The organism is Streptomyces sp. PsTaAH-124, assembly GCF_000373685.1.
GTDB classification, from domain to species: domain Bacteria; phylum Actinomycetota; class Actinomycetes; order Streptomycetales; family Streptomycetaceae; genus Streptomyces; species Streptomyces andamanensis.
Window position 1 is genome coordinate 1 of record NZ_KB892176.1, and the last position, 23,724, is coordinate 23,724.

At 76.0% G+C, this 23,724-nt stretch carries 20 protein-coding genes and 1 pseudogene; 10 read left to right on the forward strand and 11 right to left on the reverse strand.

Going from position 1 to position 23,724, the window contains the following annotated elements; translation table 11 throughout:
- Together B086_RS0121385 and B086_RS0121390 are read left to right on the forward strand one after the other, a co-directional pair.
- Window positions 1-407 (forward strand): superoxide dismutase (locus B086_RS0121385; RefSeq protein WP_018568468.1); only part of this gene is annotated, 407 nt, incomplete at its 5' end.
- A 119-nt stretch (window positions 408-526) separates the two neighbouring features.
- Window positions 527-1,051 (forward strand): annotated as a pseudogene (locus B086_RS0121390) (GNAT family N-acetyltransferase); the annotation flags it as partial.
- A 172-nt stretch (window positions 1,052-1,223) separates the two neighbouring features.
- On the opposite strand, the gene B086_RS0121395 reads toward B086_RS0121390, so the two are convergent.
- Window positions 1,224-2,291, reverse strand: coding sequence for a YncE family protein (locus B086_RS0121395; protein ID WP_018568470.1), 1,068 nt, complete (start codon window positions 2,289-2,291; stop codon window positions 1,224-1,226).
- A gap of 204 nt (window positions 2,292-2,495) precedes the next feature.
- Between B086_RS0121395 and fes the strand changes: the two genes are divergently transcribed.
- On the forward strand, window positions 2,496-3,755 hold the full coding sequence (gene fes / locus B086_RS0121400) for an enterochelin esterase (protein ID WP_018568471.1): 1,260 nt from the start codon (window positions 2,496-2,498) through the stop codon (window positions 3,753-3,755).
- 580 nt (window positions 3,756-4,335) lie between these two features.
- On the opposite strand, the gene B086_RS40485 is transcribed toward fes, so the two are convergent.
- From B086_RS40485 to B086_RS0121440, 8 genes are read right to left on the reverse strand one after another with little or no spacing between them, the layout of a single operon-like run.
- On the reverse strand, window positions 4,336-5,127 hold the full coding sequence (locus tag B086_RS40485) for a 4'-phosphopantetheinyl transferase family protein (RefSeq protein ID WP_018568472.1): 792 nt from the start codon (window positions 5,125-5,127) through the stop codon (window positions 4,336-4,338).
- Window positions 5,128-5,155: 28 nt separating this feature from the next.
- Window positions 5,156-9,124, reverse strand: coding sequence for a non-ribosomal peptide synthetase (locus B086_RS0121410; RefSeq protein ID WP_018568473.1), 3,969 nt, complete (start codon window positions 9,122-9,124; stop codon window positions 5,156-5,158).
- Complete coding sequence (locus tag B086_RS0121415; protein ID WP_018568474.1) at window positions 9,121-9,348, reverse strand: phosphopantetheine-binding protein; 228 nt, start codon at window positions 9,346-9,348, stop codon at window positions 9,121-9,123. Before B086_RS0121415 ends, B086_RS0121410 begins: the two co-directional genes overlap by 4 nt.
- Before the next feature lie 5 nt (window positions 9,349-9,353).
- Complete coding sequence (locus B086_RS0121420) at window positions 9,354-9,986, reverse strand: isochorismatase family protein (protein WP_018568475.1); 633 nt, start codon at window positions 9,984-9,986, stop codon at window positions 9,354-9,356.
- Window positions 9,987-9,998: 12 nt separating this feature from the next.
- Complete coding sequence (locus B086_RS0121425) at window positions 9,999-11,636, reverse strand: (2,3-dihydroxybenzoyl)adenylate synthase (RefSeq protein WP_018568476.1); 1,638 nt, start codon at window positions 11,634-11,636, stop codon at window positions 9,999-10,001.
- Window positions 11,633-12,847, reverse strand: a complete 1,215-nt coding sequence (locus B086_RS0121430; RefSeq protein WP_018568477.1) for an isochorismate synthase — start codon at window positions 12,845-12,847, stop codon at window positions 11,633-11,635. Before B086_RS0121430 ends, B086_RS0121425 begins: the two co-directional genes overlap by 4 nt.
- A 52-nt stretch (window positions 12,848-12,899) precedes the next feature.
- Window positions 12,900-13,694, reverse strand: a complete 795-nt coding sequence (locus tag B086_RS0121435) for a 2,3-dihydro-2,3-dihydroxybenzoate dehydrogenase (protein WP_018568478.1) — start codon at window positions 13,692-13,694, stop codon at window positions 12,900-12,902.
- On the reverse strand, window positions 13,691-14,683 hold the full coding sequence (locus tag B086_RS0121440) for an ABC transporter substrate-binding protein (protein WP_018568479.1): 993 nt from the start codon (window positions 14,681-14,683) through the stop codon (window positions 13,691-13,693). The genes B086_RS0121435 and B086_RS0121440 overlap by 4 nt, the downstream gene beginning before the upstream one ends.
- A 258-nt stretch (window positions 14,684-14,941) precedes the next feature.
- On the opposite strand from B086_RS0121440, the gene B086_RS0121445 reads away from it, so the two are divergent.
- From B086_RS0121445 to B086_RS0121465, 5 genes are all read left to right on the forward strand, one after another.
- Window positions 14,942-15,940 (forward strand): FecCD family ABC transporter permease, encoded by a 999-nt coding sequence (locus tag B086_RS0121445; RefSeq protein WP_018568480.1) that lies wholly within the window; start codon window positions 14,942-14,944, stop codon window positions 15,938-15,940.
- Window positions 15,937-17,199 carry a FecCD family ABC transporter permease gene (locus B086_RS0121450; RefSeq protein WP_018568481.1) on the forward strand — a complete coding sequence of 421 codons (1,263 nt, stop codon included), beginning with the start codon at window positions 15,937-15,939 and terminating at the stop codon, window positions 17,197-17,199. Before B086_RS0121445 ends, B086_RS0121450 begins: the two co-directional genes overlap by 4 nt.
- A complete protein-coding gene (locus B086_RS0121455; RefSeq protein WP_018568482.1) occupies window positions 17,196-17,999 on the forward strand; it encodes an ABC transporter ATP-binding protein in 804 nt (267 codons plus the stop codon). The genes B086_RS0121450 and B086_RS0121455 overlap by 4 nt, the downstream gene beginning before the upstream one ends.
- 178 nt (window positions 18,000-18,177) lie before the next feature.
- Complete coding sequence (locus B086_RS0121460; RefSeq protein ID WP_018568483.1) at window positions 18,178-18,906, forward strand: FAD binding domain-containing protein; 729 nt, start codon at window positions 18,178-18,180, stop codon at window positions 18,904-18,906.
- A 388-nt stretch (window positions 18,907-19,294) separates the two neighbouring features.
- Window positions 19,295-20,374, forward strand: coding sequence for a cytochrome c oxidase assembly protein (locus tag B086_RS0121465; protein ID WP_018568484.1), 1,080 nt, complete (start codon window positions 19,295-19,297; stop codon window positions 20,372-20,374).
- Window positions 20,375-20,416: 42 nt separating this feature from the next.
- Here the strand turns inward: B086_RS0121465 and B086_RS0121470 are convergent, their stop codons facing one another.
- Together B086_RS0121470 and B086_RS45540 are read right to left on the reverse strand one after the other, a co-directional pair.
- Window positions 20,417-21,004, reverse strand: coding sequence for a TetR/AcrR family transcriptional regulator (locus B086_RS0121470; protein WP_018568485.1), 588 nt, complete (start codon window positions 21,002-21,004; stop codon window positions 20,417-20,419).
- A 119-nt stretch (window positions 21,005-21,123) separates the two neighbouring features.
- Complete coding sequence (locus tag B086_RS45540) at window positions 21,124-21,639, reverse strand: hypothetical protein (RefSeq protein WP_234029342.1); 516 nt, start codon at window positions 21,637-21,639, stop codon at window positions 21,124-21,126.
- On the opposite strand from B086_RS45540, the gene B086_RS45545 reads away from it, so the two are divergent.
- Together B086_RS45545 and B086_RS0121480 are read left to right on the forward strand one after the other, a co-directional pair.
- A complete protein-coding gene (locus B086_RS45545) occupies window positions 21,605-22,297 on the forward strand; it encodes an FtsX-like permease family protein (protein WP_018568486.1) in 693 nt (230 codons plus the stop codon). The two genes, B086_RS45540 and B086_RS45545, sit on opposite strands and share 35 nt — an antisense overlap.
- Window positions 22,294-22,968: an ABC transporter ATP-binding protein gene (locus B086_RS0121480; RefSeq protein ID WP_018568487.1), complete on the forward strand. Its 675-nt coding sequence runs from the start codon at window positions 22,294-22,296 to the stop codon at window positions 22,966-22,968. Before B086_RS45545 ends, B086_RS0121480 begins: the two co-directional genes overlap by 4 nt.
- Window positions 22,969-23,724: the final 756 nt, after the last annotated feature.

Here is a 23,724-nt window from a genome sequence, read left to right on the forward strand (position 1 = left end):
ACTGGCAGAACATGACGGGCGACGGCGGCGGCGAGCCGCTGGCCCAGGACGGCGTGGGCGAGCTGGCCGACGCGATCACCGAGTCCTTCGGCTCCTTCGCCGGGTTCAAGGCCCAGCTCACCAAGGCCGCGGCCACCACCCAGGGCTCCGGCTGGGGCNTCCTGGCCTACGAACCCCTCAGCGGCCGCCTCGTCGTCGAACAGGTCTACGACCACCAGGGCAACGTCGGACAGGGCTCCACCCCCGTCCTCGTCTTCGACGCCTGGGAGCACGCCTTCTACCTCCAGTACAAGAACCAGAAGGTCGACTTCATCGACGCCATGTGGGCCGTCGTCAACTGGCAGGACGTCGCCAGGCGCTACGCCGCCGCCAAGGAACGCACCAACGTCCTGCTCCTCGCGCCCTGACCGCACACCCCCCGATCGTCCCCCCTCTCGCCCGGCCGGACCCTACGATGTGAGCCGGGCGGCGCCGGTGGAGGCGCGGTCGCGCGGGCGGGGACGGGCGTACGGGGGCGGGGTACGGAATGCGGGGGCAGATCGTGTTGCCGGGCGGGCTGGTGCTGCGGCCCTGGGAGTTCGCCGACGCCCCGGCGGTGCTGCGGGCCTTCGCCGAGCCGCTGATGGAACGGCAGGCCGACGCGCCCGTCGGCACGCTCGCCCAGGCCGGGCAGTGGATCGCGCGGCGGCGTGAGCAGGGGGAGCGGGGCACCGCCCACGCCTTCGCCGTCGCAGGCCGCGACGGCATGGCGCTGGGCGGGGTCGCGGTCGGCCGTGTCGACGAAGGGCACCGCACCGGCTGGATCTCCTACTGGACCACCTCGGCGGCGCGCGGCCGGGGGGTGGCGACCGGCGGCTGCCGGGCGCTGGCCGACTGGTGCTTCGGCGAACTCGGCCTGTTCCGCCTGGAGTTGGGGCACCGCGTCGACAACCCGGCCTCCTGCCGGGTGGCGCGCGCCGCGGGCTTCGCCGCCGAGGGCGTCCAGCGGCAGAAGCTCGCCTGGGACGGCGTCCGGCACGACGTGGAGACACACGCCCGGCTGGCGACGGACCCGGACCCGGCCGCGCCGGAGGACGTGACGGTGCGGACGGAAGGCCCGGCCCGCACGGCGCTGTCGGCGCCCACGGCGCAGGTGACACGGCCGGCCCGCCGACCGGTGTGACCGGTCGGCGGGCCGTGCAGGCGACCGTGGCGGCGGCCGGCACGGGGCCGCGCCGGGCGCGTCAGCGGCCGATGCGGATGCGGTGCACCTGGTCCTGGCCCTCCGGACCGGCGCCGGACTTGTCGACCACGTAGGCCGTCCCGCGGTCCACGGTCACGTGGTTGGGGTTCGCGCCGGTGGCCAGGGTCTCCACGACGGTGCCCCGGCGGGGGTCGACGACCGTGACGTCGCCGTCCGTGCGGTTGGCCACGAGCACCCGGCCGGTGCGTGCGTCGGCCGCGACGGACAGCGCGCCCGCGCCGGTCGGGATGCTCCTGGTGACGGTCTTCCCGCGCAGGTCGACCACCGAGACGCCGCCCGCGGTCTGGTCGGCCGCGTAGGCGGTGCGGCCGTCGGCGGACAGGGCCACGGAGATCGGGCCGTCACCGGCCGGTATGAAGGAGGGGTCCTTCGCGTAGGGGGAGACGGCGATGAGCCGGTCGCCGTTCAGATCGGCGGCGTACACCGTGCCCGTGCGCTCGTTGACCGCGAGGCCGGTCGGGGCGGCGCCCTCCACCGTGACGCGCTTCTTCTCCTTGAAGGTGCGGGTGTCGAACGCGACCACGCTGCCGTCGCCGAAGCCGCTCGCCCAGGCGAGGTCGTGGCGCTCGTCCACGACGATCTCGCGGGCGTGCGCCACGTTCGGGAGGGTGGCCAGGTGCCTGCCGGTGCGCTGGCTGTAGACGGCGACGGAGTTGTCGCGCGTGTTGGTGGTCCAGACGGTGTTGTGCTCGTCGTCCACGGCGACGCCGTAGACCGCCTCGACCGCGCCGGTGGCCGCGTCGGTCACGGGCGGCGTGTACGTGGCCCGCACGGACAGGGTGCGCGGGTCGACCTTCAGCAGCGCCGAGGAGGTGACCGGCGGGCGGCCGACGGCGGTGGTGGCCCACAGGACGTGGTTCCGCTCGGAGTACGCCGACTGGTACAGGCCCTTGGCGAGCGCGGCCGAGGCGACGGTCGAGCCGTGTCCGGCGTGCGTCGCGTCACCGGTGTGGGCGGAGGCCGTACCGGCCAGGAGCGGCGCGCTGCCCGCGGCGAGCGCCACGGCGATCGCGGCGGTGCGGCGGATCCGGCGGGTGACTGAGGACATCTTTTCCCACTTCCGTGTGCGGTCGTGTACGGCACCGCAGGGACCGGTGCCGGAAACAAAGGTTAGCCTAACCTAAGTTGATCGGGGGTCAAGGTGGCCCCGGGCCCGGCGCCGACCGACCGGTTCCCTGGGCGGGAGACAGCGGTAAGGTGAACCTAAGTCGATCAGCCGATCCCTCGTGTCCCCGCACCGGAGCCGCATCGCATGACTGTGACCGCACCGCCCAAGGGCGCCCCGCAGCACCCGCCGCGCCTGGCCCGCCCGAGCGCGCTCCCGCTGCTCGCCGAACCCGCCTGCGCGCTGCCCGGACCGGCCGGCCTGACGCGGTTCTGGGCGGACGTGAGCCGCCGCGGCACCCCGCTGACCGGCCCCGATCCGCTCGGCAGCCCCGACCACCGCGCCGTCACCTTCCTGTGGCGCGGCGGGCCCGGCACCCGCGCGGTCCAGGTCATGCCCAACAAGCTCGGCGACCCGCGCGCCCCCGAGGGCAACGTGATGCGCCGCGCGCCCGGCACCGACGTATGGCACTGGACCGTCCGGCTGCGCACCGACTGGCGCGGCACCTACGACTTCTTCGTCGACGAGGGCGACGGGCCCGCGCCCGGCCACCCGGAGTACTGGCAGTGGCTGCGCCGCAACCGCCGCGCCGACCCGTACAACACCCGTCGGCTGCCCCGGCGCTGGGGCGGTGAGCCGATCGCCTGCGCGGAACTCCCGCACGCGCCGCGCGCGGCCGACTGGCGGCCCCGGCCGGAGGCGCCGCGCGGCACGGTGAGCGAGCACCGGGTGCCGAGCCGCCACCTCGGCGACCACCGGCGGGTGTGGCTCTACACCCCGCCGCCCACGGCCGCCGCACCGGCCGAACTCCCCGTCCTGGTCCTGCTGGACGGCGAGCACTGGCACCCGGGCCTCGGCGTCGCCCACCTCCTGGACAACCTGATCGCCGACGGCCGCATCCCACCCGTCGCCGCGCTGCTGCCGGACTCCGTGGACGCCGGCACCCGGTGGGCCGAACTCACCTGCCGCCCGGAGTTCGTGGCCTTCCTGGAGGAGGAGCTGCTGCCCTGGGCCGGGACCCGGCTGCCGCTCACCGCGGACCCCGCGCGCACCGTCGTCGCCGGGCAGAGCCTCGGCGGCCTCACCGCCGCCTACGCGGCCTTCCGCAGCCCGCACCGGTTCGGCAACGTGCTCGCCCAGTCGGGCTCGTTCTGGTGGCCGGACGGCCCCGGTGCCGAGTGGCTGACCGGACAACTCGCCTCCAGCGCACGGCTGCCCGTCCGGTTCTGGCTCTCCTTCGGCGAACAGGAGTGGGTGGCGCTGCCCGCCGCCCGGCGGCTGCGCGAGACCCTGGCCGCCGCGGGCTACGACGACGCCGTCTACCGCGAGTTCAACGGCGGCCACGACTACCTGTGCTGGCGCACCGAACTCTCCGACGGCCTGACGAACCTGCTCACCGACCGCTGACCCGCCGACCACCGACCGGGCACGCCGCCCGGAAACCGGAACTCCGGTTCGGGGGCGCGCGGTTCGCGCGGCGGCGGCCGGAGCCGGACCACTGCCGTGCGCTTCCCGGCCGCCCGTCCGCCCAACCGCCGTGCGGCGGCCGGGAGGTGGGGCGGCTGGGCGGCCACGGTCCAGCCGTGTGCCGGTCGGCCGTCCACCGGAGCGCGGTCGCGTGCCCGGCGGCCGGGGCCGCAGTGCCGGGCGGCGGCCAGCCGACCGGGGCCCGGTCGGGGACCGTCGCCCTGTCGTGCCATCGGTCGGGCGCCCGTCGAACTGCTCTGCTCCGGCCGAGCGTTCGCGGCCCCGGACGGGCTCCGGGCAGCCGTCCTCGGCGGCCCGGCCGGAGCGCGCCGCTGCTGTGCGCCGGCCGTCCGACCGTCCGGCCACCCCTCCGTCCCGCCGCCGAATCGCCGCGCGGCGGCGGGACGGCGGGGCGACGGGGCGTTCATGGTCCCGCCGTGCGCCGGACTGTCGCCACCGGGTCACCGCCACCGGATCACCGCCGGGCCACCGAACGACCGGCCGAACCACCGGCCGTGTCTCACCGTGCCCGTGTCGACGGCCGCTCCTGATCCGCTCCCGTACCCTCCGCACGGCTGACCGGCAGCGCACACGCCGCAGCGTGGCCGGGCGGTGCCGCCACGTCCAGGAGCCGCCACCCGGCCACGCGCGCGGGCCGCTCGGCGGTGCCTCGGCGGAACGCCGTGAGGCCGGGGCCGGAGAGGCCCTCTCCGGTGGCCTTCACCATCGCTTCCGTACGGGTCCAGCAGCGGGCGAAGGCAGCCGGCCGGGCCTCGGGAGGCAGGGCGGCCAGCTCCGCGCGGTCGGCGGGGTGCAGTGCCGCCGCCGCGTCGGCCGCGAGCCGCGCCGCGGGCACCCGCTCCACGTCGACGCCGACCGGAGCACCGGCCACCGCCAGCATCGCGACCGGTCCGGTGTGCGACAGCGAGAAGTGCAGCCAGGCGCCGTCCGGACCGGCGAGCGCGGGACGCCCGTGCGGCTCCCCGCAGCCGGGGCACGGCAGCCGGACCAGCGGCACCCGTGCCCCCGGGACGCCCAGATAGACACCGAGCAGCCGCCGCAGCGCGGCATGGGCGGTCACGTACGCCGCCCGTGCGCCGGGGCGGCGCAGGGCCGCAGCCCTGCGCCGTTCCCCGGCGTCCAGCACGGACAGGGCCGAGGGGGGCGTCTCCCGGACGGGGGAGACGCCGGTCGTGGGGGCCCGCACCAGCCAGGCGTGCGGGCCGTCGGCCGGGTCGGGCAGCGGCATCCGGGGCGGCCAGGTCCAGGTGCGCGGCCGCAGCCGCGACTCCGCCGCGGGGACCCCGCTCATGATCCGTCCGCTGATCCGTCCGCGGCGCTCACGCGGTGATCTCCTTCAGCCGGGCCGCCAGCACGGACGCCACCGTGTCGAGGTGGTGCTCGCGCAGCAGCTGCGGATGCGTGCAGTCCAGGTCGTGGTTGTCGAGGGCGCCGCCGATGTGCGGGCGCCACGCCTCCCGGGTCAGCCAGTCCTCGGCGCGCGGCGCCGCCGCGGTGAAGAACAGCAGGTCGCCGTCGAAGTGCCGGTGCCGGTGCTCGCGCATCATGCGCGCGTGGTTGGGCACGATGTCGACGATCCTGGACAGGGTGTGCCCGCTCAGCCCGGCGAGCGGGCTGCCGGCCCGGCGCAGGGTGGCCAGCACGTCCTCGCGGGTCCGCTCGCCCGCCCGCTCGAAGCCCGCCATGCGCAGGACGGCGGTGAGCGCGTCGCCCTCCTCGGGCGCGGGCCGCTCCCGCCACTGCTCGGCGGGGAAGGCGTCGAGCAGCGCCAGCAGGTCCACCCGCTCACCGGCCTCCCGCAGTCGTACGGCCACGGTGTGCGCGAGGACCCCGCCCACCGACCAGCCCAGCAGCCGGTAGGGGCCGTGCGGCTGGACCTCGCGGATCCGGTCGGCGTAGTCCGCCGCCTGCTCCTCCAGGGTGCGCGGCAGCGGGCTGTCGTCGCCGAGCCCCCGCGCCTGGATGCCGTACAGCGGCTGGTCGGGGCCGAGCCGGGCCGCGAGACCCGCGTAGCACCAGGCGAGGCCGCCGGCCGGGTGCACCGCGAACAGCGGGGGCCGCCCGCCGCGGGCGCGCAGCGGCAGGACGACGCCGAGCGCGTCGCGGGCGGCCGGTGCGGCACCGTCCAGCCGGGCGGCGAGCGCCGCCGGGGTCGGGGCCTCGAACAGCGAGCCGATGGTCAGCTCGGTGCCGAACTCCTCCCGGACCCGGGCCACCAGGCGCACCGCGAGCAGCGAGGTGCCGCCCAGGTCGAAGAACGTGTCGTCGGGCCCGAGCCGCTCCACGCCGAGCACCTCGGCGAAGAGCAGGGTGAGCGCCGCCTCCCGCGCGTCGGCCGGTGCCCGGTCCCGGGACGTCCCGGCGAACACCGGGGCGGGCAGCTCGCGCCGGTCCAGCTTGCCACTGGGGCCCAGCGGGAAGGCGTCGAGCACGACGACCGCGTTCGGCACCATGTGCTCGGGCAGCGCGCGCGCCACCCCGGTGCGCACCGCCACCGGATCGGCGTCCCCGGTGACATAGCCGACGAGCAGTTGCTCGCCGGGCCGGTCCTCGCGCACCAGCGCGCACGCCCCGTCCACGCCGTCCTGGGCGGTGAGCGCCGCCTCGATCTCGCCGAGTTCGATGCGCTGGCCGCGCAGCTTGACCTGGTGGTCGGTGCGGCCCAGGTACTCGACCTCGCCCCGGTCCGTCCAGCGGGCCAGGTCGCCGGTGCGGTACATGCGGCTGCCGGGCGGCCCGAACGGGTCGGCGACGAAACGGGCCGCCGTCAGCCCCGGGCGGCCCAGATAGCCGTCGGCCAACTGCCGTCCGGCCAGGAACAGTTCACCGGGCACGCCGGGCGGGCAGGGCCGCAGGGCCGCGTCCAGGACGTGCAGGCGGGTGTTCCACACCGGCCGGCCGATCGGCACCGGGCCCTCGTCCGCCGGATCGCAGGCGTGGTGGGTGACGTCGACGGCGGCCTCGGTGGGCCCGTACAGATTGTGCAGTTCCACGCCCGGCAGGGCGCGCGCGAAGGCGTGCGCGGTCTCCCGGGGCAGCGCCTCGCCGCTACAGAACACCCGCCGCAGCGCGGTCGCGCAGTCCCCGGCGCGCGGTCCGGCCAGGAAGACCTGGAGCATGGAGGGCACGAAGTGGCAGGTGGTGACGGCCTGTTCGCCGATCAGCCGGGCCAGCTCCACCGGGTCCTTGTGCACACCGGGACCGGCGACGACCAGGGTGGCGCCCTCGCGCAGCGGCCAGAAGAACTCCCACACCGACACGTCGAACGACGACGGTGTCTTCTGGAGCACCCGGTCGGCCGGGGTCAGTCCGTAGGTGTGCTGCATCCAGCGCAGCCGGTTGTCGATCGCTCCGTGCGGCACCACCACGCCCTTGGGCCGGCCCGTCGAACCGGAGGTGTAGATGACGTACGCCGGATGCGCGGGCGTCAGCGCCCGCGCCGGGGTCACCCACGGCGAGTCCGGCAGGTCGAGCCCGTCCAGGACCACCAGCGGCACGTCCGCCGCGCGCGGCAGCCGCCCCGCGCGGTCGGTGACGGCGCACACCGGCGCCGCGTCGCCGAGCATGTACGCCAGCCGCTGCTCCGGGTAGTCCGGGTCCAGCGGCAGATAGGCGGCGCCCGCCTTGGCCACCGCGAGCAGGGCGACGACCAGCTCCACCGAACGCGGCACCGACACGGCCACCACGGCGCCCGGCCCGGCGCCCAGACCCTGGAGGTGGTGCGCCAGCCGGTTGGCCCGCACGTCCAGTTCGGCGTACGTCAGCGAGAGCGTGCCGTCGGTGAGGGCGACGGCGTCCGGGGTGCGGGCGGCCTGCGCCTCGATCGGGCCGACCAGCGTGGTCGGCGGGACGGCACGAGAGGTGCGGTTGAACTCCTCCAGCACGAGCGGGAGTTCGGCGGTTCCGGCGATGCCGAGGGCGGCCGTGGGCGCGTGCGGGTCGCACTCCGCGACCTGTTCGAGCAGATGCAGCAGGCGCTCCTGGTGCGTGGCCAGCGCCTCGTCGTCGTACAGGGCCGGGTTGCCGTCGTGGTCGATGGCCAGGCCGCGCCCGTCGGCGCGGTCGTAGACGTTGACGGTGAGGTCCTCGACCGGTCCGGCGGACAGGTTGCGGGCGCGGACCGGGGCGCCCGCGAAGTCCACGCCGTAGTCGAACGGCATGACGTTGACCAGCGGACCCACCAGGGCGCGCTGCTCGCCGAGCAGTCCGAGGTCGCGCCGGATGTCCTCGTAGCGGTAGTGCTGGTGCCTGCGCACCTCGCGGACGCCGAGCACGACCTGCCGCACCAGCGCGGCGAAGGTGGCGCCCGGTGTGACGGCAAGGCGCAGCGGCAGCACGTTCATCACCATGCCGGGCACGCGCAGCGCGGCCGAGCCCATCCGGCCCATCATCGGCAGACCGAGCACCACGTCGGGCCGTCCGGTCGCCCGCGAGACGTACAGCGCCTGCGCGGCGATCAGCACGTCCGGCCAGGTGGCCCGCAGCCCGGCGGCCTGCTCGCGCAGCCGCTCGGTGGCGGCGGGCGAGAGCCGGGCCCGGCGGCGCCGGAAGGTCCGCGCGGGCAGCGCGCCGCGGCCCGCGAGCCGCGGCACCTCCGGACGGTCCGCGAACGCGGCCGCCCAGTACGCGCGGTCCGCGGCGAACGCCTCGGAGGCCCGGTAGGCGGCGTCGTCCCGGACCAGGTCGGCCAGGCGCCCGAACCGCCCCGGCGGCACCTCCTCGCCGCGGGCGAGCGCCGAGTACACCTCGGCGGTGCGGCGCACCAGCAGCGAGTAGCCGAAGCCGTCCATGGCCAGGTGGTGGATGCGCTGGTACCACAGCCAGCGGTGCTCGCCGAGCCGGAACAGGGCGTGCCCGAACAGCTCTCCGGCGGCCAGGTCGCAGGGCTCGGCCAGATCGGCGCGCATCCATGCCTCGGCCTGCCGCGCGGCCTCCTCCATGTCACCGGCGGCGCGCAGGTCCCTTACGGTGAGCGGGAGTCCGACCGAGGCGCGGACGTACTGGCGCGGACCGTGCGGGCCGTCCTCGACCCGGATGCGCAGCGCGTCGCTCTCCGCGACGACCTGCCGCAGCGCCGCCGCGAACAGCTCCGCGTCCAGCGGGCCGTCGATCTCCAGGCACTCCGCGGTGTTCTGGGCGGGGCTGAGCGGATCCAGCGCCTGCGCGAACCACATGCCCGACTGCGCGGCGGTCAGCGGCAGCACCGGTTCCCCCGTCCCGGTGCCGTCCCCGGCGCCGGGCTCCCGGTCTGTCCCGGCGCCGGGGCCGCCGGTGAGCGCGGTGGTCATGCGACCCCCAGCAGGTCCGCCCAGGCCGTGACGGCGGGCCGCTCGGCGAGGTCGGTGAAGTCGGCCGTGACGGCGTGTTCGCGGCGCCAGCGCTCCAGCAGCGCCATGATGCGCACCGAGTCGAGGCCGTGGTCGAGGAGGTCCTCGTCGACGGGGATGTCCGCCGGGTCCTCGCCGAGGCTGTCGGCGATGTCGTTGCGGATCTGGTCCAGGGTGAGGGTCATGCCGCTCACACCTCCTCGAAGAGCGCGTCGGTGGTGGTCACGACCGCGCAGCGGCCGGCGGCCCAGCGCAGGGCCATCTCGTGGTCCGCGCGGGAGAAGTCGGCGACCGCGTCGGCGACGACGAACGCCTGGATGTCGCGCATCCACGCGTCGCACGCCGTCATCAGCACGCCGATGTGCGCGTACACCCCGACGATCAGCAGCTGGTCGCGCCCCCACCCGCGCATGCGGGCCTCCAGGTCGGTGCGGGCGAACGCGCTGTACTTCCACTTGGTGAGCAGTGTGTCGGCGGGCTCGGGCGCCACGGCGGCGGGCACCGCGAGCGCCTCGGCGTCGTCGGCGACCCCGGGGCCCCAGAAGTCCAGCTGGAGCCCGCGCTCCTCGGCGCTCTGCCCGCCGCGCTGGACCGAGTAGACCACCGGCACACCGAGCCCGCGGGCCCGCTTCAGCACCCGGGCGCTGTTGTCCAGCATGCCCGTCAGCGGCTGCGCACCGGCCGGGAACGCGGACAGGAAGTGCTGCTGGAGGTCGTGCACCAGCAGGACGGCGCGCGCCGGGTCCGCGGACCAGGACACCCGGCCCTCGGGCAGCTCGTCCGCGGTGGGCAGGGGATAGGAGGGGATGGAGGGAAGTGCCATGGGTGGGGCCTCTCAGCGCTGCTCGGCGGTCGACCGCTGGTGCTTCTTGCTGACCTTGCCGATGCCGGTCTGCGGGAAGGTGTCGACGAACTCGACGAGGTCGGGGACCTTGTAGGCGGCGACACCGCGTTCGCGGACGAACCGTTTGACGGCGGCGGGCCGCAGCGGCTCGGCGCCCTCGCGCAGGATCACATAGGCCAGGGTGCGTTCCCCCAGGAACTCGTCGGGCACGGCGACCAGGGACACGTCGTGCACGGAGGGGTGGCCGAGGATGATGTTCTCGATCTCCTCGGCGGCGACCTTCTCGCCGCCCCGGTTGATCTGGTCCTTGGCCCGGCCCTCCACGACGAGGTGCCCGCTCGGTGTGCGGCGCACGATGTCACCGGTGCGGTAGAAGCCGTCCTCGGTGAACGCGGTGCGGTTGTGGTCGGGCGCCCGCCAGTAGCCGCGGATCGTGTAGGGGCCGCGGGTGAGCAGATGCCCGAAGGCGCCCTCGGGCACCTCGCGTCCCTCGTCGTCGGCGATCCGGATCTCGTCGTCGGGGCAGATGGGCCGCCCCTGCGTGGTGACGACCGTCTCCGGGTCGTCGTCCAGCCGGGTGTAGTTGACCAGGCCCTCGGCCATGCCGAAGACCTGCATCAGCCGGCAGCCGAGCGCGGGTTCCAGCCGGCGTGCCGCCTGCTCGCTGTACTTGGCGCCGCCGACCAGGACCAGTTCCAGGCTCGACAGGTCGTACGCGCTCGCGGGCGCGGCGTCGGTCCACACCAGGGCCAGCGGCGGCACCAGGCCGGTCATGGTGATCCGCTCCCGCTCGATCAGAGGGAAGGCGGTGCCCGGGTCGGGCGCCGGGCACAGCACGGCCGTGCCGCCCGCGTACAGCACGCCGAGCCAGCCCGGCGAACTCATCGGGAAGTTGTGGGCGGCGGGCAGCACCACGAGGAAGCGGGTGTCCGCGCCGACGCCGCAGATCTCGTTGGAGCCGCGCAGCGAGTAGAGGTAGTCGTCGTGGGTGCGCGGGATCAGCTTGGACACCCCGGTCGTCCCGCCGGACAGCTGGAGGAAGGCGAGTTCGTGCGGGCGCGGGCCCTCGGGTTCGCCGGCCGGTTCGCACGGCACCTCGGCCAGCGGGGTGTGCGGGCCCGGCTCACCGGCCACGAACACGTGCCTCAGGCCCGGCGTGCGCTCCTGGATCCGGGTCGCCAGCTCCCGGTGGTCGAAGCCGCCGTGCACGTCCGGGATCACATAGGCGACGGCCTCGGCGAACGAGCAGAAGTGCGCGATCTCCGTCTCCCGGTGCGCGGGCAGCGCGTACACCGGCAGCGCGCCGAGCCGGAACAGCGCGAAGACGACCTCCACGAACTCGCCCCGGTTGGGCAGTTGGACCACCACGCGGTCGCCGCGGCCGATGCCGCGCGCCGCGAACCCGGCGGCCAGCCGGTCGGCGGCCCGGTCCAGTTCGCGGTAGGTCCAGGTGCGGCGCTCGGGCGCCGGGTCGACGAGGGCGACCCGGTCGGGGTGGGCGGCGGCCCGCTCGCGCAGCATGCCGCCGAAGGTCTCGCCGCGCCAGTACCCGGCCGCCCGGTAGCGCGCGGCGAACTCCTCGGGCCAGGTGGGCGCGTCGAGCCCCGGGGTGAGGGCGGAGCCGGTCACAGCGCGGCCCCCACGGCGTCCAGGAAGGTGCGGAACTTCGCGGCGGTCTCCGCCGTCTCGGCCTGCGGCGAGGAGTCCGCGACCACGCCCGCGCCCGCGAACAGCCGCAGCGTACGGCCCTCGGCCTCGGCGCAGCGGATGGTCACGACCCACTCGCCGTCGCCGTCCGCGTCCTGCCAGCCGACCATGCCGGTGTACGCGCCCCGGTCGAAGGGCTCCGATGCGGCGATGACCGCGCGGGCCGCGTCGGTGGGCGTCCCGCACACCGCCGGGGTCGGGTGCAGCGCGCAGGCCAGGTCGAGCGCGGTGACGGCCGGGTCGGTGACCTCGCCGGTGACCGTGGTCGACAGGTGCCACATGGCCGCCGTCCGTACCAGCGTGGGCCGTTCGGGCACCTGGAGCCGCCCGCACAGCGGTTCCAGGGCGCGCCGGACGGCGTCCACGACGACGGCGTGCTCGTGCAGGTCCTTCGGCGACTCCAGCAGCGCCACCGCCCGGCGTACGTCCTCGGCGAGGTCGGCGCTGCGCGGCGCGGAGCCGGCCAGCGGGTTGGCGGTCAGCAGGGCGCCCCGGCGGGCGACGAGGAGTTCCGGGCTGGCCCCGACCAGGGTGCGGCCGCCGCCGCTGGGCAGCGCGAAGGTGTAGCCGCCGGGGTCGCGGCGGGCCAGCCGGCTGAGCATGGCGGGCAGGTCCGGTTCGTCGGGCGCGGTGAGTTCCAGGGTGCGGGCGAGGACGACCTTGTCGAACTCGCCGTCCCGCATCCGCCGTACGGCCGCGGCCACGGCCGCCGCGTACTCCTCGGGCGCGGGCCGCTCGCGCACCTGCCAGCCGGTGCCGTCGGCGGGCTCGGGCGCGGGCAGCGCGACGAGCGGGTCGCGGCGCAGCGCGGGCGCGCGGCGCACCGACTCGGGCACGGCCAGCGCGAGCGGGCCGTCCGGGGCGAACGGCACCGAGCCGAGGACCAGCGGGGCGCTCTCGCCCGGCCGCCGCAGGGAGTGCAGGAGTTCGCCCACCCGGCCGGGCAACGGATCGTCGCCGTCCGGTACTTCGGCGGCCGTGCCGGTGCCGAGGAGGGTGCGGTGCGGAGTGGCGAGGAAGCGGTCGGATCCGGCCCGGTAGGCGTCGAGCAGGGCGACCGCCGCCCCGGGAGCGGGGTCGGCGGGCGCGGACTCCACGGCGCCGAGGCCGGGTTCGCGCAGGGAGGCAGTCATGGGGTCTCCAGGCAGTGGGGGCACCACGGAGGATGCGGGCGGTGCCGGTGCGTCAGGCGACGAGGGTGGCGCCGCCGTCGACGTAGAGGTCGTGCAGGGTGATGTGGCGGGCGCGGTCGGAGACGAGGAAGGCCACGGCGTCGGCCACGTCGGACGGTTCGGCGACGCGGCCGAGCGGGATGCCGGTGCGGTACGTGGCGAGGTCGCCCTCGATGACGGCGCGCCGGCCGCGTTCGGCGCCCTCGGGGGAGTCGGCCCACATGGCGCGCTGCATGTCGGTGAGGGTGGAGCCGGGGGAGACGGTGTTGCAGCGCACCCCGCGGCCCGCGACCTCCAGGCCCAGGCACTTGGTGAACATCACCGCCGCCGCCTTGGAGGCGGCGTAGGCGGCCATGCCGCTGCGCGGGACACCGGCCGCGTTGGAGGCGACGGTGACGATGCTGCCCCGGCCGCGGGCGGTCATCCGGCGGGCGACGGCCCGTGAGACATGCATCACGCCATGGGTGTTGACGGCGAACACGGCCGCCCAGTCGGCGTCGTCGAGGTCCACCACGGGGGCGCCCCGCAGGATCCCGGCGACGTTGACCGCGATGTCCAGCGGACCGAGCGTGTCCTCGGTCTCGGCGACGAGCCGGTCCACGGCGGCGGCGTCGGTGACGTCCAGGGCGCGGGCGGTCACCCGCTCCGGCGCGGCGGCGGCCGTGGCCCGTACCGCGTCGGCGTCCACGTCGGTGGCGACCACGCGGGCGCCCTGCTCGGCGAGCACGCCGACCACGGCCGCGCCGATGCCCCGGCCCGCCCCCGTCACGAGGGCGAGCCGGCCCGCCAGTTCCGGTCCGGCGCTCACTTGACCATGGCCTTGCGGATGTCGCCGAGCACGGAGTCGGCGGCCTCGGCGCCGCCCAGGCTGGTCCACTTGGAGCCGTCGATCAGCGTGGCGTGGCCCTGGCGCACGGAGTTCAGCTCGCGGTAGGCGGGCTTCTTCTGCAACTGGTCCAGCAGGCCATTGTCCGGGCCGGCCGACGACAGCGTGCCGATGAACAGCCAGTCGCCGTCGATCTCCTTGAGGTTCTCGTCGCTCAGCGGCGTCGAGTGGCCCTGGCCCTTCTCGTTCTGGATGCCGGGGCGCTTGAAGCCGAGGTCGCCCAGGACATCGCTGATGAAGACGCCCTGCTGCATGACGGCGGTGCCCTTGGCGGAGTAGCGGGCCACCGAGACGGTGGCTCCGGCCTTGGCGCCGAGGTCCTTCTTCAGCGCGGCGGCCTTGGCGTCGTAGTCGGCCAGGAACTTCTTGGCCGCGTCGGCCTTGCCGAGCACCTGGCCGGTTAGCTCCAGCGACTTCTTCCAGCTCTTGGTGTTGTCGATGGTGACCACCGTGGGGGCGATCTTGCGCAGTTGGGCGAGCACCTGCGCGTCGGCGGTCTGCCCGGCGAGGATCACGTCGGGCTTGGCCTGGACGACCTTCTCGATGTCCGGGCCGGTGACCGCGCCGACCACCGGGATGCCCTGGGCCTGCTGGCTCAGGTACTCGGGTGCGCCCTTCTGGCCGCGGCCCGCGCTCAGGCCGACCGGCTTGACGCCGAGGGCCAGCGCGGAGTCGAGGTCCATCTCGCTGAGCGCCACGACCCGTTCGGGCGTCCTCGGGATCTCGACCTTGGTGCCGGACGCGTCCGTGACCGAGGTCCGCCCCCCGCCACTTGTGCCGGCGGCACCGCTCTTGGGAGAGTCGTCGTCCGAGGAACCACAGGCACTGAGGACGACCCCACAGGCGATGGCGAGGGCCACCGCCGCGGTACGGCGGGAGAGGCGGGAAGGGGTACGGGTCGACGGCATCATGGCCTGAAATCTCCGTTGTTCGACTGTCGTGTGCCCGGGGACGGGAGTCGCACTCCGGCGTGCGGTACGTCGTGAAGGCGTCGTGAAGGCGTGCGGAACGGGGCACATCCGGACATACGGATGCACGAGCGCCCCGCCACCTGGGCGGATACCTGCTTAGGTTAGGCTAACCATATGTTGATGCGGAGAGGGTGGTCCATACGGTTCGGATCCGGCCACCGGAACGAACACCCGGCCGGAGAACGTCCCGTCGCCCCCGTGGCCGCCGTCCTTCTCGTCCTGCTGCTGGCCCTGTGCGTGGCGTCGCTGCTCATCGGCACCGGTTCCACTTCGCCGGGCCGCGCCTGGGACTACCTCCTCGGTGAGCACACCGCCCGCGCCGACCCCCAACTCCGCCTGGCCGTCGTGGACGTACGGCTGCCGCGCACCCTCGCGGCCGTTCTCGTCGGCGTCTGTCTCGGCACCGCGGGCTGCCTGCTCCAGGCCGCCACCCGCAATCCGCTCGCCGAGACCGGGCTGCTCGGCGTCAACTCCGGCGCCGCCTTCGCCGTCGTCGTCGGACTCACCTTCTTCGGCGCCTCCTCGGCGACCGCCCTGCTGGTGTGGGCGCTGCTCGGCGGCATGGCCGCCAGCGCCGTGGTCCTGCTGCTGGCGGCGGGCGGACGCGCGGCGGGCTCCCCGCTGCGCCTGGTCCTGGCCGGCTCCGCGCTCGGCGCCACCTTTCACGGCCTCACCTCCTACGTCCTGCTGGGCACGCAGTCCACCTTCGACGTCTACCGCTACTGGACGATCGGCTCGCTCGCCGGGGTGCGCACCGCCGATCTGCTGCCGCTGCTGCCCCTGGCGGCCGCCGGGGTGCTGGTCGCCTTCGGCTGCGCCCGGCCGCTGGCCGCGCTCGGCCTCGGCGACGACAGCGCCCGCTCGCTCGGCCACCACCCCGGCCGGATCCGCCTGGTGGTCGCGGCGGCTGTCTCCCTGCTGGCCGGCTGCGCGGTCGCCGTCGCCGGTCCGATCGCCTTCCTCGGCCTGCTCGCCCCCTACGCCGCCCGCGCCCTGGCCGGGGCCCGCATGGCCGCCCAGCTCCTGCTGTCGGCACTCGTCGCCGCCGATGTGATGATCGTCGCCGACCTGCTCGCCCGGGTCGTCATCCGCCCCTGGGAGACCCCGGTGAGCGTCCTGCTCGCCTTCGTCGGCGGCCCCCTGCTCGTCTGGATCGCCCGCTCCTCCCGCCTCTCCACCGCCGGAGCCGCCTCATGACCGCCTCGCCCGCCCTCCCACCGGACCGCGCGGCGGGGGGCGGTGAGGCGCCGGAGGCTCCGCAGGGCGCGGGGGCCGCCGGGTCCGCCGGGTCCGCGACGGCGGTGCACGGCGGAGCGAAGCCCTCCGCCCGGGGGAGCGGTTCCGCACCCGCGGACGGCGACGCGAACGGCGACGCGAACGGCGACGCGGGCGCGCCCGGCCCGCTCGCCGCCCGCATCGCGCCGCCGGACAGCGTCGTGCTGCGCGCGGGCACGCTCTCCTGGCTCTTCCCGCGCCGCAGCGCCCTCGCCGCCGCGCTGCTCCTCCCGCTTCTCGCCCTGCTCATCGCGCTGGCGGTGATGGCCAGTTCGACCGGGATGAGCCTGCACGACACCGTGTCCGGACTGCTCGGGAACGGCGACCCCGGCACGGTCATGATCGTGCGGGACTTCCGGCTGCCGCGGGTCTTCGTCGGCCTCATGGTCGGCGCCGCCCTCGGCGTCGCCGGCTGCCTCACCCAGACCCTCGCCGGGAACCGGCTGGCCACCCCCGACCTGATCGGCGTCAACGAGGGCGCCACCGCCGCGGTGGTGGCCTCCGCCGCCGGATCCTCCACCGGCATGGTCGGCGACTGGTGGCTCGGCCCGGTCGGCGCTGTCGCCGCCGCCGTCCTCGTCGTGCTGTGCGCGGGCGGCGCGGGCAGCGCCGGGTACCGCCTCCTCGTCGTCGGGATCGGCGTGTCCACCGTGGTCGGCGCGGTCGGCGACCTCGTCATGTCCCGGGAGAACGACAACACGGCGGGCGGCGTGTTCCTCTGGGCCGTCGGCAGCCTCAACGGCCGTGACTGGCACGTGGGGACACCGCTGCTGATCGCGCTGCTGTTCCTGCTGCCGCTCGCGCTCGCCGCGGGACACCGGCTCCAACTGCTGCGCTTCGACGACGACACGGCCGCCTGCCTCGGCGTCGACCTGCGCCGGCTGCGCGCCGCCGCGCTCGCGCTCGCCGTCGCCCTGGCCGGACTCGCCGTCGGCGTCGGCGGCCCCATCGCCTTCGTCGCGCTCGCCTCCCCGATCCTCGCCGGACGCCTGAGCGGCCCCACCCGGGTGCCGGTGCTGGGCTCCGCGCTGGTCGGCGCGGCCCTGATCACCGCGGCCGACGCCCTGGGCCGCGTCATCGCCCCCGTCGAACTGCCCGTCGGCGTCGTCACCAGCGTCCTCGGCGGCCCCTTCCTCCTGTGGGCCCTCTTCCGTACGGACTCGACCACCGGAAAGGCATGACCACCCCCATGACCGACGCCCACCCCGGCCTGCGCGTGTCCGGCCTGCACGCCGGATACCCCGGCCGTCCCGTCGTCCGGGACGTCGAACTGATCGTCCCCGCCGGGCAGGTGGCCGCGATCGTCGGCCCCAACGGCTGCGGCAAGTCCACCCTGCTGCGCACCGTCGCCCGGCTGCACCGGCCCACCGCGGGCAGCGTGCACGCCGACGGCGCCGACATCTGGCGGCTGACCCAGCGCCAGGCCGCACACCGGGTGGCCCTGCTGCCCCAGTCGCCGCGCGCCCCGGAGGCCGTCACCGTCGCCGGGCTCGTCCGCTACGGCCGCCACCCGCACCAGGGGCTGCTGCGCCAGTGGTCCCGGGACGACGAACGGGCCGTACGCGAGGCGCTGGAGGCCACCGGCACCACGGAGCTGGCGGGCGAACGGCTGGACCGCCTCTCCGGCGGCCAGCGCCAGCGCTGCTGGCTCGCCATGGTGCTCGCCCAGCACACCCCGGTCGTGCTGCTCGACGAACCCACCAGCGCCCTCGACCTCGGCCATGTCGTCGACGTCCTCGAACTGGTCCGCGAGGTGGCGGCGGCCGGCCGGACCGTCGTCATGGTCCAGCACGACCTGGCCTCCGCCGCGCGCTACGCCGACACCCTGATCGCCCTGCGCGACGGCCGGGTCGTCGCCCAGGGCCCGCCCCACGAGACGGTGGACGAGGCGCTGGTCAAGGAGCTGTACCAGGTGGAGGCCGATATCCTGCGCGCACCCGGCGACGCCGCGCCCGTCGTCGTCCCCCGTGCCCGCCCCTGACGTCCCGGAGCACCCGGAACGAGCCGTGGAGCGGGGGCGGACGACGGCTCGCACGATGTCCGTGTGAGCCCTGTACGCGCCCCCTTCCGTACGGCGAGAATGCGCCGTGCCGGACGGGTGGACGGCCGAAACCCGACCACCTGCCGCCCGTCCCCGACAGGAAAGCAGGTCTGCCGCTGTGCTGTTGCGTCTGCCCACCTCCGTGTCCGAAGCGCGGGACTGCGTGGCCGAAGGGATCGTCCCGATAGGCGGTGCCACCCTGCTGTGGGCCACCTGGCAGCGGGACGGCTTCCCCGAACAGGCCATGTCCCTGCGCGAGTTGCCCGAGGCCAACGTCATCGGCCGGGAGACGCTCGGCGCCGCGGTGGTGCTGCACCGCATAGACGACCGCGTACCGGAGGTGCTGCGCGCGGCCGCCGCCACGATAGGCACCGGGGCCGTGCGCCGGACGGCGTCGGTCGGCGGCAACCTCGTGGGCAGCAGCCTGCGGTGCCTGCTGCCCGCCGCCCTGGTCCTGCGGTCCCGCGCGACGGTCCTGGACGCCGACGGGGTCCAGGAGACCGGCTTGACGGAGGCGATGGAGGCCAAGGGGTCCGTCCTGCTCTCCCTGCGCTGGAACGCGCCCGCCGCCAGCGCCTACCGCAAGCTGCCCGGCGACGCGGGCGGCCCGCCGCCCCTGGTCGTCGCCTCCGCGCTGCACACCGACGGCGCCGGACACCACCAGCTCCATGTCGCCGTCCGCGACGGCTACGACGTACGCGACGCCGACGCCGACTGCGGCGCCCGTGCCGCGACCACCCTGGACGCGCTGCGCGCCGCGGCCGCCTTCGGCGATCTGCCCGCCGAGGCGTGGGACCTCGTCCACGAGCAGACCACCCGCCTGCTCGGCGACGCCGGCCTCGCGTAGCCGGGACCCGATCGCACGGCGCGCACGGCGGTGACGGGCCGCCTCGCCCCGCCCGATCGCGTCCTGGCCGGGTCGCGTCCCCGCCGAGGCCACGGCTCGGACCGCCGCGAGCCGCCCCGCGTCACCGCGCGCACGATCACGGGCGGTCCGAGCTGCCCCTCGGCGGCCGGGAGCCCGTGGGTTCTCCGCCACGCCCCGGCCGGCTCCCCGTCCGGCATCCGACCGGTTCCCTGATCTGCCACCCCGCCGCCGGCCTCGCGTCCGCCGGGCGCTACCGTCCCGCAGGGGAGCTGTACCGAAACGTCCCGCGCTGGGCGGAGAAGACCGGTGGGTGACGCAAACCGATGGACCCGATGGACCGGAGGGGGCCGATGGGCGAGGAGAGCCGATGGGTGTGAGTGCCGACGCGATGACCGGCCCGGCACTGGCCGCGGGCGGCCCCGCCGCACCGACCGTGCACCGGCTGCTGACCTCGTGGCAGCCGGACGTCCCCGCGCTGGTGCTGGTGGCCGTCCTGGGCGGCCTGTACGGCTGGGGCGTGCTGCGGCTGCGCCGCGACGGCCGGTCCTGGCCGGTGGCCCGCCTCGCCGCGTTCGTGGTGCTCGGGCTGGGCGCGCTGGTGGTGGCCACGATGTCGTCGCTGGCCGTCTACGACCACGTCCTGTTCTGGCCGGCCGCGGTGCAGAACGTCCTGCTCGACCTGCTCGCGCCGCTCGGCCTCGCCCTCGGCGACCCGCTGCGGCTGGCCGTCGAGGCGCTGCCCGGCGAGCGGGCGGCGCGGCTCCGGCGGGCGGTCACCGGCCCGGTGGTGCGCGTGCTGACCTTCCCGCTGGTCAGCACGGTGCTGGTGCTGACCACGGAACTGGTCGTCTACTTCACGCCGTACTTCGCCACCGCCCTGCGCGTGGGCTGGCTGCACGAGCTGATGTATCTGCACCTGCTGGCGGCCGGGTGCCTGTTCGTGGTGCCGGTGCTCACCCGCGAACAGGCGCTGCCCGCCTGGTGCTCGCACCCGGTGCGCGCGGCGCTGGTCTTCCTGGACGGGCTGGTGGACGCGGTACCGGGCGTCGTGGTGATGACCCACGGCACCCTGATCGCGGGCGCCTGGTATCTGCACCACGCGCCCGCCTGGGCTCCGGACGTCCACCGCGACCAGCAGATCGGCGGCGGTGCCATGCTCAGCATCGCCGAACTGGTCGCCCTGCCCTTCCTGCTGGCCGTCCTCGCGCAGTGGGCCCGCGCCGAGCGCCTGCGCAACGCGGTGCTCGACCGGCGGCTCGACGCGGCAGCGGCGGGTGCGGCGGGTGCGGCGGGTGTGACGGGTGCGGCGGCAGGCGCCACGGGGGCCCCGGCCGGGCCGCCGTCCGGGACGGCCGCCCCGCAGGACGCCGAGCGCGTACGCCCCTGGTGGGAGACCGAGGACAACGAGGTCGCCGCCCGGCTCCGCCGCCAGCACGGCACACCCTGAGCCCCTGCCCCCTGAACCCCTGCCCCCTGAACCGGCCGCCGGTCACCCGCCGGACAGCGACCCCACCGCGGCCGTGGCCAGGCGCACCGCCCGTTCGGTGACCGCCTCGAAGTCGTCGCCCGCCTCGACGGCCGTGGTCGCCGCGTTGACGAACCCCTGCAACAGGCGCGCGGTGACGCGCGGGGCGTCGTCGCCGAGCGCGGTGAGCGCGGCGACCAGCGGCTGGAGGATCTCCGCGTGCGCCTCGGCGGCGCCCTCCCGGAGCACCGTGGCGTCCCGGTCGGCGGCCAGGGCCTGGGCGATCCGGTGCTCGCCGTCCCGTACCAGCGTCAGCTGCGCCCGCACATAGGCCGCCACCTGTTCCTCGGGCGTGCGCGCGTGCGCCATCTCCGCCCGGATCCGCGCCGTCCAGCGGGGCGCCGTCTCGCGCACCACCGCGGCCAGCAGCTCGCGGCGGTCGGCGAAGTACTTGTAGACGCTGTTGCGGGCCAGGCCCGTGCGCGCGGCCACCGCCGCGAACGTCACGGCGGCCGCGTCGCCCTCCTGGAGCAGTTCGCGCGCGGCGGCGACCAGGGCCGAGCGCTGCTGGGCCCGGTGGTCGGCGACGGAGGCGGCACGGATCTTGGGCACGGACGCCAGTGTAGGAGCCCGCACCCGGCCGCCCCCCATCCGCACCCCCACTCGCCCTCCCCGCTCGCCCGCCCCCACGGGCCCACCCCCCCCACTTAGGGACGCCATGTCCCCATCTTCTATCTTGGGGACACCGTGTCCCTAAGACAGAAGAACGCTGGAAGGCACCTCCCGTGTACCTGGCCCTGCTCGAACTGAAGGCGGCCCGCGGCCGCTTCCTCCTCATGGGGAGCGTGGTGGTCCTCGTCGCCGCGCTCGTCGGCATCGTCGGCGGATTCACCACCGGACTCGGCGACGACACCGTCTCCGCGCTGCGCGCCCTGCCCGCCACCCACCTCGCCTTCGCGCGCGGCGCCGACTCCGACCAGTTCGCCCGCAGCCTGGTCGGCGCGCCGGAACTGGACGGCTGGCGCGCCCGCCGGGGCGTCGAGGCCACCGGTCTCGGCGTCTCCATCGCGCGCGGCACCACCGACCGGAAGGCGGAGGTGGACTTCGCCGCGTTCGGCGTGGAACCCCGCTCCTTCCTCGACCCCGGCAGCACCACCGGGCGCCCCGCTGTCGGACGCCGAACCGGCCGGCATCGTCGTCTCGCAGCGCCTGGTGAAGGACGGCGTACGCGTCGGCGACACGCTCACCGTGGACCGCCTCGGCATCACCCTGAAGGTCCGGGGGACCACCGGCCGCGCCTCCTACGGCCATGTGGCCGTCGCCTACCTGCCCGTCGCCACCTGGCAGCGGATCCGCTTCGCCGCCCCGGGAACGGGCCCCGCCACCGCGCGCCCGCCCCGGCAGTACAGCGCCGTCGCCCTGCGGGCCGGGCCCGGAGCGGACCTCGCCGCCGGGGACGCGGCACTGGGCACCCGCACCCTGACCATCACCGGCGCCTACGCCGCCGCGCCCGGCTACACCGGCGAACGCGTGACCATGACCTCCATCCAGGTCTTCCTGTACGCCATCGCCCCGCTCGTCGTCGGCGCCTTCTTCGCGGTGTGGACCGTGCAGCGGCTGCCCGAACTGGCCCTGCTGCGCGCGCTGGGCGCCTCCCGGCCCCGGCTGCTGGCGCACACCCTGGCGCAGGCCGCGCTGGTCGTCGTCGCCGGGACCGCGGCCGGTGCCGCGCTCGCCGCGGGCGTCGGACTGCTCGTGGGCTCCGAGGTGCCGTTCAGCCTGCCCGCCGCCGGCCTCGCCCTGACCATGGCCACCGTCGTGCTGGTCGGGCTCGCCGGCGTTGCCGTCACCCTGCGCAAAGTGACCACCGTGGACCCGATGACCCTGCTGGGAGCCGGCCGATGAGCCTGGAACTGAGGAACGTCACCGTGACCCTGGGCCGCGGCGACTCCCGTACCACCGCGCTGCGCGACCTCAGCGCCGCCTTCGCGCCCGCCGCGCTGACCGCCCTGGTCGGACCGTCCGGCTCGGGCAAGTCCACCCTGCTCGCCGTCGCGGGCGCGCTGCTGCGGCCCGACTCCGGCCAGGTCCTGCTGGGCGGCACCGACCTCGCCCGGCTGACCCCGGCCGGACAGGCGCGCCTGCGCCGCGAGCGCGTCGGCTACGTCTTCCAGAGCGGCAACCTGCTCAGCGGCCTCACCGCCCTCGAACAGCTCCTCGCCGCCGCCTCCGTCACCGGCCGCGCCCCGCGCACCGTACGCGCCCGCGCCGCGGAACTGCTCGCCGAGGTCGGCCTCGCCCACCGCCTGCGCCACCGCGCCGACCAGCTCTCCGGCGGCGAGCGACAGCGCATCGCGCTCGCCCGTGCCCTGCTGCTCGAACCCGAACTGCTCCTGGTCGACGAGCCCACCGCCGCCGTCGACCGGGAGCGCGCCGCCGCCCTCGCCGCGCTGATCGCCGAAGCGACGGCCCGGTACGGCTGCGTCACCGTGGTCGCCACGCACGACCCCGTCGTCCGGACAGCAGCCGACCACACCGTCGACATGGCCGCCCTCCACCCGACCGGCCCCGCCTGACCACCCCGTACGCGCCGCCGCGCCCGCCGCCGCTCACCCGATCGGCTCAACACCCCCGGGCGTGCCGCGCCTCCGGCTCGCCCCGCGGGCGCCCCCCCCGCGCCCGCCCGCGACCGGCACCGGCACGCCCCCCGGCGCGTCCCCGTCCCCGGCCGCGGGCCGGGCGGCGGCCCGCGGCCGGGGGTGCGCCACGGGCGGCGGACACGGCGCCCTCGCACACTGCAAGGGCGAGGAACCGGGGGAGCGGCGGCGGCACACGGCCGCCACCCGGGCGGAGACCGGCGCCGGACCCTGGGCGGCCCGGCGCGCACCGCCCGGACGCCGAGCCCCGCACGGTCCAGGAAGGCGGTCGCCCCCGATGAGTCGCTGCCGAACACACGCCGCCCCGGACACCCCCGAGGGAGACGCGGCCACCCTCGCGGCGGCGCTGCGCGCGTCCGGGACACCGGGGTCCGCTTCGACGCCGCGCCGCCGCTGCTCCCGCCGCTGCTCCCGCCGCTGCTCCCGCCGCTGCTCCCGCCGCTGCTCCCGCCGCGCGGCGCCCTGCCCGCCGCCGACCCGCGCCCCCGCCGACATACCGCGGTGCCAAGCACGTCATCCGACGGCTTCACCTGCTCGTTGCGCACCGGACTCCTGCACTGCGGCAGCAGGGTGCGCGCGACCACGGCGCGGATGCGGGCGGCCGACACCTCGCGGTTCTGCCGGGTGCTGTCCCGGCACCCCCGGCGGTGCCGCCGATCCACCAGCCCGGGGCCG

What these genes read in the sequence shown, in the direction of transcription:
- B086_RS40485 (WP_018568472.1), bottom strand. Translation starts at nt 5,127, where the DNA reads ATGAGCGGGGTCCCCGCGGCGGAGTCGCGGCTGCGGCCGCGCACCTGG.
- B086_RS0121410 (WP_018568473.1), bottom strand. Translation starts at nt 9,124, where the DNA reads ATGACCACCGCGCTCACCGGCGGCCCCGGCGCCGGGACAGACCGGGAG.
- B086_RS0121430 (WP_018568477.1), bottom strand. Translation starts at nt 12,847, where the DNA reads ATGACTGCCTCCCTGCGCGAACCCGGCCTCGGCGCCGTGGAGTCCGCG.
- B086_RS0121395 (WP_018568470.1), bottom strand. Translation starts at nt 2,291, where the DNA reads ATGTCCTCAGTCACCCGCCGGATCCGCCGCACCGCCGCGATCGCCGTG.
- B086_RS0121480 (WP_018568487.1), top strand. Translation starts at nt 22,294, where the DNA reads ATGAGCCTGGAACTGAGGAACGTCACCGTGACCCTGGGCCGCGGCGAC.
- B086_RS0121415 (WP_018568474.1), bottom strand. Translation starts at nt 9,348, where the DNA reads ATGACCCTCACCCTGGACCAGATCCGCAACGACATCGCCGACAGCCTC.
- B086_RS0121465 (WP_018568484.1), top strand. Translation starts at nt 19,295, where the DNA reads ATGGGTGTGAGTGCCGACGCGATGACCGGCCCGGCACTGGCCGCGGGC.
- B086_RS0121420 (WP_018568475.1), bottom strand. Translation starts at nt 9,986, where the DNA reads ATGGCACTTCCCTCCATCCCCTCCTATCCCCTGCCCACCGCGGACGAG.
- B086_RS0121440 (WP_018568479.1), bottom strand. Translation starts at nt 14,683, where the DNA reads ATGATGCCGTCGACCCGTACCCCTTCCCGCCTCTCCCGCCGTACCGCG.
- fes (WP_018568471.1), top strand. Translation starts at nt 2,496, where the DNA reads ATGACTGTGACCGCACCGCCCAAGGGCGCCCCGCAGCACCCGCCGCGC.
- B086_RS0121450 (WP_018568481.1), top strand. Translation starts at nt 15,937, where the DNA reads ATGACCGCCTCGCCCGCCCTCCCACCGGACCGCGCGGCGGGGGGCGGT.
- B086_RS0121455 (WP_018568482.1), top strand. Translation starts at nt 17,196, where the DNA reads ATGACCACCCCCATGACCGACGCCCACCCCGGCCTGCGCGTGTCCGGC.